At 64.0% G+C, this 11,509-nt stretch carries 11 protein-coding genes; 3 read left to right on the forward strand and 8 right to left on the reverse strand.

What is annotated here, in order from left to right; genetic code table 11:
• Positions 1–34: 34 nt before the first annotated feature.
• Together ISG32_RS09775 and dkgB are read right to left on the reverse strand one after the other, a co-directional pair.
• Positions 35–646, reverse strand: coding sequence for a pilin (locus tag ISG32_RS09775; protein WP_194770813.1), 612 nt, complete (start codon positions 644–646; stop codon positions 35–37).
• A 73-nt stretch (positions 647–719) separates the two neighbouring features.
• Positions 720–1,523 (reverse strand): 2,5-didehydrogluconate reductase DkgB, encoded by an 804-nt coding sequence (gene dkgB, locus ISG32_RS09780; protein WP_194770814.1) that lies wholly within the window; start codon positions 1,521–1,523, stop codon positions 720–722.
• Positions 1,524–1,626: 103 nt separating this feature from the next.
• Here dkgB and ISG32_RS09785 point away from each other — a divergent pair, with 103 nt between their 5' ends.
• Positions 1,627–2,538, forward strand: a complete 912-nt coding sequence (locus ISG32_RS09785) for a LysR family transcriptional regulator (RefSeq protein ID WP_194770815.1) — start codon at positions 1,627–1,629, stop codon at positions 2,536–2,538.
• Between the two features lie 20 nt (positions 2,539–2,558).
• On the opposite strand, the gene ISG32_RS09790 is transcribed toward ISG32_RS09785, so the two are convergent.
• From ISG32_RS09790 to ISG32_RS09810, 5 genes are all read right to left on the reverse strand, one after another.
• On the reverse strand, positions 2,559–3,989 hold the full coding sequence (locus ISG32_RS09790; protein WP_194770816.1) for an MBL fold metallo-hydrolase RNA specificity domain-containing protein: 1,431 nt from the start codon (positions 3,987–3,989) through the stop codon (positions 2,559–2,561).
• Between the two features lie 154 nt (positions 3,990–4,143).
• Positions 4,144–5,250 carry a patatin-like phospholipase domain-containing protein gene (locus tag ISG32_RS09795; protein ID WP_194770817.1) on the reverse strand — a complete coding sequence of 369 codons (1,107 nt, stop codon included), beginning with the start codon at positions 5,248–5,250 and terminating at the stop codon, positions 4,144–4,146.
• Entirely contained in the window at positions 5,247–6,032 is a 786-nt protein-coding gene (locus ISG32_RS09800) for an HDOD domain-containing protein (protein ID WP_228529697.1), read from the reverse strand. The genes ISG32_RS09795 and ISG32_RS09800 overlap by 4 nt, the downstream gene beginning before the upstream one ends.
• A gap of 180 nt (positions 6,033–6,212) precedes the next feature.
• Complete coding sequence (locus ISG32_RS09805) at positions 6,213–8,567, reverse strand: Tex family protein (protein WP_194770818.1); 2,355 nt, start codon at positions 8,565–8,567, stop codon at positions 6,213–6,215.
• A 158-nt stretch (positions 8,568–8,725) separates the two neighbouring features.
• A complete protein-coding gene (locus ISG32_RS09810) occupies positions 8,726–9,274 on the reverse strand; it encodes a hypothetical protein (protein WP_194770819.1) in 549 nt (182 codons plus the stop codon).
• A 183-nt stretch (positions 9,275–9,457) separates the two neighbouring features.
• Here ISG32_RS09810 and ISG32_RS09815 point away from each other — a divergent pair, with 183 nt between their 5' ends.
• Together ISG32_RS09815 and ISG32_RS09820 are read left to right on the forward strand one after the other, a co-directional pair.
• The gene (locus tag ISG32_RS09815; RefSeq protein ID WP_194770820.1) at positions 9,458–9,856 is read left to right on the forward strand and encodes a hypothetical protein; all 399 of its coding nucleotides are present in this window, start codon (positions 9,458–9,460) and stop codon (positions 9,854–9,856) included.
• Positions 9,857–9,888: 32 nt separating this feature from the next.
• Positions 9,889–10,983: a DUF72 domain-containing protein gene (locus ISG32_RS09820; protein WP_194770821.1), complete on the forward strand. Its 1,095-nt coding sequence runs from the start codon at positions 9,889–9,891 to the stop codon at positions 10,981–10,983.
• On the opposite strand, the gene ISG32_RS09825 is transcribed toward ISG32_RS09820, so the two are convergent.
• Positions 10,984–11,424 (reverse strand): Lrp/AsnC family transcriptional regulator, encoded by a 441-nt coding sequence (locus ISG32_RS09825; RefSeq protein WP_228529698.1) that lies wholly within the window; start codon positions 11,422–11,424, stop codon positions 10,984–10,986.
• Positions 11,425–11,509: the final 85 nt, after the last annotated feature.

An 11,509-nucleotide genomic window follows, 5' to 3' on the forward strand; every position in this document is an offset into this window, starting at 1 on the left:
TGCTGCTCTCGCTTCATGCAACAATCAACGACGCTCACGGAATGCGACAGAGCGCCGGCATGGAAGTCACAGGAAATCCGGTGCATTTCCATGCCACCTTTCCACTGTCAATGCGAGGCTCCAGAAAAATCGATGCCGCAGGGTCCGCCATGAACAGCATCACCCTGCCGTCATCGGTGACCCGCCCGCCGCTCAGCCTGCCGACCGCGGCAATCGCGACGCCCTTGCCAACGCCATCGAGCGAGCCGGTCCGCTCGATGTTGGCTGTGATCATTTCACGTTGAGGCGCGACTTGATGCAGTACTTCCCCCACGTACGCACGTGCCGTATAGCACTGGACTGCCGGCATCAGCACCGTGAGTGCCAGAGCGCCGACGAAGCAGATCAGAGCGAAGCTCAGCAAATCGTACAAAACATGCGCCGACGCCTCGCCCCAACGACGCCATCCACGCGCATCGGAATCAGTGCCAAGCCAATTGATCCAGATAACACTGCATGTCACCGTCACAACAAACGCAAGCTCCGGATACAGCGGGCCGTCCTTGCACTGAGATGCTGCGACAAGCCATATCCAGCAGACAAAAAAGACAAGCGGAACGCCCCAATGAACCGAGGCAAAGGGCCTGCGCAAGATGTACTTGCGCATGAAAACAGGAGACGTCATCCGCCAAATTCTAGACGCTGCCAAGCCGCCGCTTTGCTATCGCTTCGTGGCGCTTTCAATCCCAGACCGGCGCCAGCCCCTCGGGATTGACCTCGCGGCCGTTGCGTTCCAGCTCTGCGATCTGCGCCATGTCGTCCGCGTCGAGCATCAGCTTTTGCGCGAGCAGGTTGCTTGCCAGGTTTTCGCGCTTGGTGGACGACGGAATCACCGCATAGCCCAGTTGCAGCGCCCATGCCAGCGCCACCTGGGCCACGCTCGCGCCGTGCTTCTGCGCGATGGCGGTGAGCACGGGATCCTGCAGCACCTTGCCGTAAGCGAGCGTCATGTACGAGGTCACGGCAATGCCCTGCTCCTTCAGAAAGGCCGTCAGCCTGGCGTTCTGCAGATAGGGGCTCAGCTCGATCTGGTTGGTCGCGATTTCGCCCTTGCCGACCACGGCGATGGCCTCGCGGGTCAGCGCGATGTTGAAGTTGGAGATGCCGATCTGCCGCGTGAGGCCGAGCGACTTGGCCTCGGCCAGCGCCTCCATGTATTCGGGCAGAGGCACGGCTGCGCCCGGCGCTGGCCAGTGGATCAGCGTCAGATCGACCGCATCGGTGCGCAGCTTTTCCAGGCTCTCGCGCAAGCTCGGTATCAGCCGGTCGCGCGAGAAGTTCTCCACCCAGATCTTGGTGGTCACGAACAGCTGATCGCGCGGCACGCCGGATTCCGCCATCGCCTCGCCGACCTCGGCCTCGTTGCCATAGATCTGCGCGGTGTCGATGGCGCGGTAGCCCACGTCCAGCGCCTTGAGAACGGAGTCCTTGGCCGCTCCATCCTTCAAACGGAAGGTGCCGACGCCAAAAGAAGGGATGCCCATGATGTGTTGCTCCAAACAGTGATTGAATGCCATGAAGTATGCCTAATTCGGTGTTGCAGAAAAATGCCAGAATCAAGCAAACATATTTGATTTGAAATCAACAATGAAAACCACTCTCGACGAAATGCAGGTGTTCGTGACCGTGGTGGATCTGGGATCAATCTCGGCCGCCGCCGAGCGGCTTGAGCTCACCGTCTCCGCCGCCAGCCGTGCGCTCACGCGTCTTGAGCAAAAGCTCGACACCACGCTGCTCAACCGCACGACCAGGCGACTCATTCTCACCGAGGAAGGCGCTGGATTCCTGCAGCAGGCGCGCAGCATTCTCGATTCGGTCAACGCCGCCGAGGAGCAGATGGCCGCGCGCAAGAACGCGCCCGCAGGCCGCCTGCGCGTGGACGCCGCGACGCCCTTCATGCTGCATGCGGTCGTTCCGCTGATCGCTGGATTTCGCGCGCTCTATCCCGGGATAGAGCTGGAGCTGAACTCCAACGAAGGCATCTCCGACCTCATCGAGCATCGCACCGATGTGGCCCTGCGCATCGGCACGCTCAAGGACTCCACGCTGCACGCGCGCAAGCTGGCGACCAGCAGGGTGCGCATCCTCGCGAGTCCCGCCTATCTTGAAGCGCACGGCACGCCCAGAACCCTCGCGCAACTGCTGAATGCCGAGCGCCATGTGCTGCTCGGTTTCAGCAAACCCGAATCGCTCAACGAATGGCCGCTGCGGCACCCCGATGGCGAGCCCGTGCAGATCGCGCCGCAGGTCCTCTCGCAGAACGGCGAAACCCTGCGCCACCTCGCACTGGCGGGGCAAGGCATCGTCTGCCTGTCCGACTTCATGACGCGTGAAGACCGGGCGAGCGGCGCACTCGTGCCGCTGTTCGCCAAACAGACGCTCGAGGTACGGCAGTCGATCCACGCGGTCTACTACCGCAATACGGCGCTGGCCTCACGAATCACCTGTTTCCTGGACTACCTGGCGCAAGCGTTTCAGGGAAGGCCGTTTGATGCGTGAAGAGCTGGTGGGCATCCTGCTCAATTCCAGTCGAAGCGCTCGCCCTCCTCCGGCACCACCGCATCCATCCCCAACTGCTCCTTGAGCTTGCCCGCCAGAATCCGTGCGGGCTCGGCCTCGCCGTGCACCACGTATGTCATGTGCGGCTTCTTCTGGAACGCCCCCGCCCAGTCCAGCAGCGCCTTCTGATCGGCATGGGCCGAAAAGCCGCCCAGCGTGTGGATCGATGCGCGCACGTCGATTTCCTCGCCGAACATGCGGACCTGCTTGACGCCATCGACCAATCGCCTGCCTAGCGATCCTGCGGTCTGGAAGCCGCAGATGATGACCGCGCAGTCGGGGTTGCCGAGGTTGTTGCGCAGGTGGTGAAGCACACGGCCCGCGTCGCACATGCCGCTGGCGCTGATGATCACCGCGCCGCTCTTGATGCGGTTGAGCTTGATGGAGTCTTCGACGTCGCTGATGAAGTGGATGCGCTTGCTCTCCATGAGCTTGGCGGCGCTGCCGAGCAGTTGTTGGGCTTCTTCGTCGAACACCGAGAAATGCTTGAGCGTGATTTCCGTGGCGGCAACGGCCATGGGAGAGTCGACGAAGATCTCGACGTTGCCAAGACGCCCCTGCTGCGCGAGCTGCAGGAAGTGATAGAGCAGCTCCTGCGTGCGGCCCACGGCGAAGGCCGGGATGACGATGTTGCCATGCGGCGCCGTGCGGTTGACCACCTCGACCAGCTCGTCGAGCGTGGAGCCCAGGTCCTTGTGCAGACGGTCGCCGTAGGTCGATTCGATCAGCAGCACATCGGCCTCGTCGATGGGAGTCGGATCGCGCAGAATGACGCGCCCGGGCTGGCCGAGGTCGCCGCTCGCGACCAGCTTGGTGACCTTGCCGTGTGCATCAGTGAGCCAGACCTCGAGAATCGCCGAGCCAAGAATGTGCCCCGCGTCGCGCATGCGGACCTGCACGTTGGCATGCGGCGAAAACGTCTTGTCATACGGCTGCGCGCGGGTCTGCTCCATCGCAAGCGCGACGTGGGCGAGGCTGTAGAGGGGCAATTGCACGTCCTTGTTCGCCTTGTAGGAATTGCCGCGCTGATGGCGCAGGCCTCCGGACTTCTGGCGCTTGATGTCGCGCTCATACTCCATCTGCTGGATGTGCGCGCTGTCCTTGAGCAGCACGTCGAGCAGATCTCTCGTCGCCAGGGTGCAATGGATCGGGCCGCGAAACCCGCGCGCCGCGAGCTTGGGCAGGAGACCGCTGTGGTCGATGTGGGCATGGGTGAGCAGCACGAAATCGATGCTTGCGGGATCGAAGGTGAATGCGTTTTCGTTGTGCTCGTCGGCCTCGTGTCCGCCCTGGGCCATGCCGCAATCGATGAGGAAGCGGCAGCCATTCGCCTCGACCAGATGACAGGAGCCGGTGACCGTCTGCGCCGCGCCGTGGAATGTGATGTTCATGGATATATGGCCCGAGCCACCGGGCTGGTTGCGAAAGTTGCTCGAATGATTCAAGCCAATCTATCACCACTGGTCACCCAGTACTCAGTCGCGTGATCGGATCGCCATCGTCACTTGATCAACATCAATACCCAAGACATCCGGAGCCGTTGTCTCAGAGCGGTTCGAGGCGCGCCGGATCGGGCCGTGCGCACCATTCGGCGAACTCGTCGGCCAATTGGCGTGCGGCTGCGACGCCCTGCTCCCACGCCCTCACCCGGCCCGCGTTGTCACTGAGGTAGTTCACAAAATCATTGCGATCCGGCAGCTTGGCATGGGGCAAGGTCTTGACCCATTCGGGATCGGGCGCGAGCACCACCATGCGGTCGAGCGCCGAAGTCGCGTGGTGGCGCGATCGCCAGGCCTTGTCAAGCCAACCGGGAATCACCTGCTTCTGGAAATGCGGATAGAGCACGATACCGTCCCGCTCGCCGCTCAGGTAGCGCAGATGCAGGTGGTAGTCGGTGATGCCGCCATCCCAGTAGGCGCCGCGCGGTGCGCCGGGAATGTCGTGCACGGCGCGAAGCATGAACGGGATGGAGCAGCTGGCCTGCAGGGCGGGCATGAAGTTGCGTTCAACGAGCGCCACCTGGAGCGTGCGGAAATCTTCGGTATCGAACGGCATCCTCGCGGGCTTGCCGCCGTCGAGCGAAGAGAACACCACGCGCTCCAGCCAGTGCGCGAGCCCCCGACGGCTGATCGCGTTGCTCGCATAGGCCCCCAGATAACCCAGCGGCGTGGCGAGCCGCCCCTCGCGCGCAAGCAGGCCGCGTCCGTGCGAGGTGACCACATGCAGGCGATAGCGCGGATGGGCCAGCAGCGCCGTCACCTCGCCGCCGAAGAACGTCTGCAGATTCTGCGCGAACCGGGTGCTCACATGCTCGGCACTGGGGCGCTTGGCACCGGGCTCGATGTCGTATTCCTGATGGATGTAGTCGTGCTCCAGCCGCTCGAAGGCGCGCACCGCGTCGGGCAGACAGGCGGTCGCCATGCGCCACGCGCCTATGGAGCCGCCGATCAGATGCACCGGTTGCGCGGAGCCCGGCAGCCAGTCGCCAAAAATGAAACGATCCAGCGGTCCGAGGATCAGCCCCTTGGGGCCACCCGCCGCAGCGGGAATCACGCGCACCATGTCGGGCGCGAGAGCCCCCCGCTCGCGGATCTGCGCAAGTGCCGCAGGGCCGGCGTAAATGCGAAGCGCCTTCTTCGCCGGGCGCGTCATGCTTCCTCGAACCGCGGTTTCCAGTTGATCGGGTCCTGCTGCAGCACGGTGTCGATGTCGAGGCCGAGCGTCATGCCGATCTCGCCGGGATAGGTCACCGCGAGTTCGCGCTCGTTGAGCTGGGCCTCTCCGGCCCGCGCGCGCCAGATGGCCAGATTGAGCACGGCGGCCAGCGGCTCGTAGGCGTCGTTGTCCAGCGGGTTGCCCTGATAGCACAGCGCCTCGACCAGCACCTGCGGCAGTTTCCAGCGCTTGGCAAGTCCCGCACTCACCTGCGCGTAGCTGAAGCCGAAGAGACGATACTCGAACTCCATGCGGCGCAGGTCGAACGGACCACAGAGCACGTTGATGTTGTTGATGCGGTCGGCTTCGGAGCGATGGATCACGAGCGAGCCCACCGCATGCAGCAGACCGGCCGTGTAGGCCACCATCGGATTCAGGTGGACGATGCCCGCAAGGGACCGGGCGAGCCTGGCGGTCTCGAGGCTGTAGCGCCAGAACTGCTGAAGGTTCATGCCCGGCACCGAGCGCGACGCGGTGCCCACGGGCGCTGCGGCGACCACGGCGCGCAGGGCGGAATTGGGCAGCAGCGCGAGCGCTTGCGGCACGCCCATCACCAGCCGGTGGGCACCGAAGCGCTCACCGTTGGCGACGCACAGCAGCGCCGCCGCGAGACCGGGGTCGCTGCTGAAGAGTTGACTGAGGCGCGACAGATGAGGCTCCGGCGCCATCAGCTCGGTCATCAGCAGCGCAACGGTGCGCGGCAGGCTGGGAACCACCAAAGAGTGGTCCAACGTCTCGGTCGCAGTGGCAGTTGCAGTCACCTGGCAATTCGGGTTGTAACAAACTGGCCCGATTATCCACGCTGCCGTGAGCCTTCTGTGAAATTGTTAACGCATGTTCACCGTGTGTCACAGTCTGGAGTACCCGACTGTTGCACACGGCGACAATCTCGCGTGATTTCAGCGCTTGGGCTGTTGCAACTTGGCAAATGCGGAGGCCATGGCCGACTGCTGAGGCACGTCGTTGCCGCGCCGCGGAGGCTGGGCGTAACCACGTCCCGCGCCTTCGAAGCGGTTGTCGCGGGGGCCATCGCGGCGCGCCGGTGCCGCGTCAAGCTTCATGGTCAGGCTGATGCGCTTGCGCGCCTCGTCCACCTCCATGACCTTGACCTTGACGATATCGCCGGTCTTCACCACTTCGCGCGCGTCGTTGACGAACTTGTGGCTGAGCTGGCTCACGTGCACGAGACCATCCTGATGCACGCCGAGATCGACGAACGCGCCGAACTGCGCGACGTTGCTCACCGTGCCCTCGAGGATCATGCCTTCCTTCAGGTCCTTGATGTCCTCGACGCCTTCATTGAAGCGCGCGACCTTGAAGTCGGGTCGCGGATCGCGGCCCGGCTTTTCGAGTTCGCCCAGAATGTCCTTCACCGTGATCACGCCGAACTTCTCGTTGGCGAACAGCTCAGGCTTGAGCGTCTTGAGCATGTCGGCGCGGCCCATGATCTCGTTCACCGGCTTGCCAGTCTTCTCGATGATCTGCTCGACCACGGCATAGGTTTCGGGGTGGACGCCCGTCATGTCGAGCGGATTCTCGCCACCGCGAATGCGCAGAAAGCCCGCGGACTGCTCGAACGTCTTGGCGCCGAGGCCGCTCACGTCCATGAGCTGCTTGCGGCTCTTGAACGCGCCGTTCGATTCACGCCAGCGCACGACCGACTTGGCCACACTCGACGACAGGCCCGACACGCGCGAGAGCAGCGGCACGCTGGCCGTGTTCAGATCCACGCCCACCGAGTTCACGCAATCCTCGACCACGGCCTCCAGCGTGCGCGCGAGCTCGCTCTGGTTCACGTCATGCTGGTACTGGCCCACGCCAATGCTCTTGGGCTCGATCTTCACGAGTTCGGCCAGCGGATCCTGCAGGCGGCGAGCAATTGAAGCCGCGCCGCGCAGGCTCACGTCCACATCGGGCATTTCCTGAGAGGCGTATTCGCTGGCGGAGTAGACCGAGGCACCGGCCTCGCTCACCACCACCTTTTCAATGTGCTTGTCGGCCTTGGCAGCCAGCTTGATCAGGTCGGCGGCGAGCTTGTCGGTCTCGCGGCTGGCCGTGCCGTTGCCGATGGCGATCAGGTTCACGCCATGCTTTTCGACCAGCTTGGCCAGCGTGTGCAGCGAGCCTTCCCAGTCCTTGCGCGGTTCGTGCGGGTAGACGGTGGCGGTCTCGACCAGCTTGCCGGTCGAATCGACCACGGCCACCTTCACGCCGGTGCGGATGCCCGGGTCCAGCCCCATCACCACGCGCGGGCCCGCGGGCGCCGCCAGCAGCAGATCACGCAGGTTGTCGGCGAACACCTTGATCGCGACCTTCTCGGCATCTTCGCGCAGACGCGAGAACAGATCGCGCTCGGTGGAAAGGCTGAGCTTGACGCGCCAGGTCCAGGCCACGCACTTGCGGATCAGATCGTCGGACTTGCGTGCCGCATGGCTCCACTCCAAATGGTTGGCGATGCGGCCTTCGGCGATGCTCGGCTTGCCCGGTTCGGGCTCGACCGGCAGCACCAGCTTGGCTTCCAGAATTTCGAGCGCGCGGCCACGGAACACGGCGAGCGCGCGATGCGAGGGGACGCGGCCAATCGGCTCGTCGTATTCGAAATAGTCGCGGAACTTGGCGACCTCGGGGTCGTTCTCGTTCTTGGCGTCGACCTTCTTGCTGCGCAAAAGGCCTTCGCTCCACAGCCATTCGCGCATGCCCTGCACCAGCGCGGCGTCTTCGGCCCAGCGCTCGGAGAGGATGTCACGCACACCGTCGAGCACGGCGGGCACGGTCGAGAAGTCCGCGCCGGGCTTGCCGTCAGGCAGCACTTCGGGATCCTTGAGGAATGCCTTGCCCTCCTCGTTCGGATCAAGATCGGGATTCTCGAACAGCATGTCCGCCAGCGGCTCGATGCCGAACTCCTTGGCGATCTGCCCCTTGGTGCGGCGCTTTTGCTTGAACGGCAGGTAGATGTCCTCAAGCTCCTGCTTGGTCGGCGCGGCGGCGATGGCGGCGCGCAGCGCGTCCGTCAGCTTGCCCTGCTCGTCGATGGCCTTGAGCACGGCGACGCGGCGGTCTTCCAGCTCGCGCAGATACGACAGCCGCGCTTCAAGCTCGCGCAGCTGGATGTCGTCCAGACCGCCGGTCACTTCCTTGCGGTAGCGCGCGATGAACGGAACCGTGGCCCCGCCATCCAGCAGCTCGACGGCTGCGCGCACCTGAGATTCTGAAATTTTGATTTCTGCGGCCAGTTGCCGTGTGATCTGCTGCATGAACTAACTTCGGTTCTCGCCGGAACAATCCGGATCGACTCCATTGGGGCAAAGTAAACGATAGAGTTTGCCACAGCGAGCAGACCGCCCCGACGAGGCACTCGATCGGGTGTGTCAGCAATCGTTTGCCGCAGGCCGCACGCGGCGTTGCGGGCGATTCAGCGGAAGGTGTAGTTCGCCTGGAACATCAACCCCGAGTTGCCCAGCAGATTGAGCTGCGCTCCCCAGTGGCTGCTGAAATCCCAGCCCACCGCGGGAATGACGGTCACGCCCCAGCCGCTCTTGTTGTTGAGCGGAATCTTCTTGTTGTACGGGTACTTGTAGCCATGGATCACCCCGCCGGTGAGCTTGACATAGAACTGCTGCGTGCTGTCGAACGGTCGAAACATCCAGCCGTAATAGGCGTATTGGCTGAACTGACCAAAGGAGTTGCTGAACAGCGCCAACCCCGCCACGTTGCGCTCGCCGAACTGCTTTTCGGCCGTCACCAGCCAGACGTACTTGTGCTTCTCGTCATCGGGCTCGAAGTCGTGCTCCTTCTTGGCATCCGAGAAATGATAGGTGTACGGGGCGTAGCCCAGCGTCCAGCCCGCAAGCGGCGACGGAGATTCGACGGTCGCTCCGGCGGCGAAGGCACGGAAAGGGAGCAAAGAAACAAGGAGCAGCCCGCCACACAGGACGGAACGCTGCACGGATGGCAACATCATGGCGTTATCTTTATGGATTCTCGAAACCAAGGCGAACTCGGCACAGGCTATCAGCGACTGTTATACGATTGAACGGCGGGACGCGTGTAACCGAGTTTTCACCCACAGGGCCTTCTCGCGAGGCCTTCAGCGCAAACCGAACATTTTTGGCGCCGCATGCTGAACAAAAGCTGAACATCAACCATGACACCCCTGCCCTTCGCCATCCGCACCGAATGCCCGCCCGGCGCATGTGTCTGCGGGCGCGAGGCGCTGCTGCAGGCGCCGGATGCCGACCTGCGGGTGATGCGACTCACGCGCGAAGAGGAAAAGCGCTTGCTGCAACGCCTTGAAAATCTGGTGTCATTGCAGGATCTGCGTCATCTGCAGGACCTGCTCCAAAAACAGCTGGGGATCGAGTTGACCATCCGCCTCGGCCCCAGCGAGGTCCGCAGCCTGCGCGGCATCGCGATTCTGGTGAACGAGCAACCGGGTCTGTGCAAGAAGACGCGCCAGTCGATTCCCGCCGCCATCAAGAAGGCCATGGAGCAGCGCCCCGAAATCGCTTTCGAATTGCTCGACGAGGGAGGGCTGTTCTCGTGAGCCCCTTGGATCGATGGTAAGTTCGCAGCGCAATGCACGATCAAGATGACCTTTTCGGCACGCCCGAGGCCCTCGCGCCCAAGCCGGAACGCGAGAAGCGGCCCAAGGCCGAAACCACCCCCGAGCGATCAACCGCCCCACGCAAGGGCAGCCTGCAGGCCGCGCTCTGGAGCGACGAGCTGATCGCGCTCGGCAAAGCGTTGCCCGACACGGTGCGCCTTGGCACCTCCTCATGGAGCTATCCCGGCTGGGAGGGCATGGTCTGGCAGAACGCGCCATCCGAGCAGACGCTCGCCAAGAAGGGGCTCGAGATCTACGCCCAGCATCCGCTGCTGCGCACGGTCAGCATCGACCGCAGCTTCTACCGCCCGCTTTCGGCCAGCGACTTTGCCCGCTATGCCGCGCAGGTGCCTGCCGGATTCCGCTTCATGGTCAAAGCGCCGAGCTTGCTCAGCGACGCCTTGGTGCGCAGTGAAGACGGGCGCGGCAAGGAGCCCAACGCCGCGTTTCTCAGCCCCGAACTCGCGGTGCAGGAATTCATCGCCCCGGCCCTCGAAGGCCTCGGCCAGACGCTTGGCGCGCTGGTCTTTCAGCTGAATCCCCTGCCCTGGCACATGCTGGATCGCCTGCCCGCAGTGATCGAACAACTGCACACCATGCTCGCAGCCCTGCCCGCGCTGCGGCCTCACGCGCCGGACGGCGTGATCGCCGTCGAGGTGCGCGACCCGCAATGGCTCGCGCCCGACATGCTGCCGCTGTTCGCCGACGCCCTGCGGTCCGCCGGCGCCACCTACTGCCTCGGCCTGCACGCCAAGATGCCGCCGCTCGCCGAACAACTCGCGCTGCTGCGCAGGCTCTGGCCCGGCCCGCTCGTCTGCCGCTGGAACCTGCACCCGATCCACGGCCCGTACGGCTACGCGGAAGCCGAGAAGCTGTATGGCCCCTACGACCGCATCCACCACCCCGAACCCGCGCTGCACGCCGAGCTGGCCCGTCTCATCCGCACCTTCTCCGCACACGGGCAGAACGCCTACGTCGCCATCAGCAATCATGCGGAAGGCTGTGCGCCGCTGTCGGTACAGAGCCTGGCGCGGGAGATCGTCCATCCATCCCCGCCAGAGGGTTGATCAGACTCCGCCCGCGCGCAGCGTCTCGAGGTGAATGCTGGTCTCGGAATGCCGGATGCCCTTGATGAGGCGGATGCGCTCCAGCGCCTGGGAGAGTTCGGGCAGCGAGCGCACCTGCAGCTCGGCCAGCAGATCCCACTGGCCGTTGGTCGCATGCAGGGCCTGCACGGCGGGCTCGCCGAGCAGCGAGGCCGAGACGCGCCGCGCGTCGTTTCCTTCGATGGCGATGCTCATCCAGGCGCGCAGGCCGCCGGTTTCCGCCTCGGGCCGCAGGCGCACGGTGTAGCCGACGATCACGCCGGCGTCTTCGAGGCGGCGCAGCCGGTTGGTCACGGTCGCGCGCGAGACGCCCAGCCGCGTGGCGAGCGTGGCGATGCTTTCACGGGCGTTGTGGCGCAACAGGGCCAGCAACTGCTGATCGGTGGCGTCGAGACTGTGCATAGTGTCATTCTGACGTGGCCAATTGCGCAGTAAATCAGGCAAATCGCTCATATCAGGCTCTTGGGATTGGTTCATGGCCATGAGA

The sequence above is a fragment of the Diaphorobacter caeni genome (genome assembly GCF_015354245.1).
Lineage (GTDB): Bacteria > Pseudomonadota > Gammaproteobacteria > Burkholderiales > Burkholderiaceae_C > Diaphorobacter_A > Diaphorobacter_A caeni.

What these genes read in the sequence shown, in the direction of transcription:
- ISG32_RS09775 (WP_194770813.1), bottom strand. Translation starts at nt 646, where the DNA reads ATGCGCAAGTACATCTTGCGCAGGCCCTTTGCCTCGGTTCATTGGGGC.
- dkgB (WP_194770814.1), bottom strand. Translation starts at nt 1,523, where the DNA reads ATGGGCATCCCTTCTTTTGGCGTCGGCACCTTCCGTTTGAAGGATGGA.
- ISG32_RS09785 (WP_194770815.1), top strand. Translation starts at nt 1,627, where the DNA reads ATGAAAACCACTCTCGACGAAATGCAGGTGTTCGTGACCGTGGTGGAT.
- ISG32_RS09790 (WP_194770816.1), bottom strand. Translation starts at nt 3,989, where the DNA reads ATGAACATCACATTCCACGGCGCGGCGCAGACGGTCACCGGCTCCTGT.
- ISG32_RS09795 (WP_194770817.1), bottom strand. Translation starts at nt 5,250, where the DNA reads ATGACGCGCCCGGCGAAGAAGGCGCTTCGCATTTACGCCGGCCCTGCG.
- ISG32_RS09805 (WP_194770818.1), bottom strand. Translation starts at nt 8,567, where the DNA reads ATGCAGCAGATCACACGGCAACTGGCCGCAGAAATCAAAATTTCAGAA.
- ISG32_RS09810 (WP_194770819.1), bottom strand. Translation starts at nt 9,274, where the DNA reads ATGATGTTGCCATCCGTGCAGCGTTCCGTCCTGTGTGGCGGGCTGCTC.
- ISG32_RS09815 (WP_194770820.1), top strand. Translation starts at nt 9,458, where the DNA reads ATGACACCCCTGCCCTTCGCCATCCGCACCGAATGCCCGCCCGGCGCA.
- ISG32_RS09820 (WP_194770821.1), top strand. Translation starts at nt 9,889, where the DNA reads ATGCACGATCAAGATGACCTTTTCGGCACGCCCGAGGCCCTCGCGCCC.
- ISG32_RS09825 (WP_228529698.1), bottom strand. Translation starts at nt 11,424, where the DNA reads ATGCACAGTCTCGACGCCACCGATCAGCAGTTGCTGGCCCTGTTGCGC.